Origin of the sequence: Streptomyces telluris (assembly GCF_024519335.1) — a bacterium.
In the GTDB taxonomy this organism is placed as follows: Bacteria; Actinomycetota; Actinomycetes; order Streptomycetales; family Streptomycetaceae; genus Streptomyces; species Streptomyces telluris.
Genome location: NZ_JANIID010000092.1, coordinates 1 through 619, shown reverse-complemented (window position 1 = coordinate 619; position 619 = coordinate 1). Strand labels below are relative to the sequence as shown.

Annotated in this window: 1 protein-coding gene; it reads left to right on the top strand. The window is 71.6% G+C overall.

Annotation, left to right across the window (positions count from 1 at the left end; genetic code table 11):
• The coding region (locus NQU55_RS36235; protein ID WP_256791880.1) for a bifunctional ornithine acetyltransferase/N-acetylglutamate synthase at nucleotides 1-619 on the top strand (619 nt) is incomplete at both ends.

Sequence of the window (619 nt, the reverse complement as noted above, 5' to 3'; positions counted from 1 at the left end):
CCCACGGCGGTGAGAAGGCCGCCATCGCGATCAAGACGACGGACACGGTGCACAAGACGGCCGTGGTGCAGGGTGAGGGCTGGACGGTGGGCGGCATGGCCAAGGGCGCGGGCATGCTCGCCCCGGGCCTGGCCACCATGCTGGTCGTCCTGACCACCGACGCCGACGTCGACGCGCCCGGCCTCGACGCCGCCCTGCGCACCGCGACCCGCAAGACCTTCGACCGGGTCGACTCCGACGGCTGCATGTCCACCAACGACACCGTGCTGCTGCTCGCCTCGGGTGCCGCCGAAGTCACCCCCGCCCAGGAGGAGTTCACCGAGGCCGTCCGGGCCGTGTGCGACGACCTGGCCCGTCAGCTGATCGGGGACGCCGAGGGCGCGAGCAAGGACATCCGCATCGAGGTCGTCAACGCCGCCACCGAGGACGACGCGGTCGAGGTCGGGCGCTCCATCGCCCGGAACAACCTCCTCAAGTGCGCCCTCCACGGTGAGGATCCCAACTGGGGGCGGGTGCTCTCCGCGATCGGCACCACCTCCGCCGCCTTCGACCCGGACAGGCTCAACGTGGCCATCAACGACGTCTGGGTCTGCCGCAACGGCTCCGTCGGCGACGACCG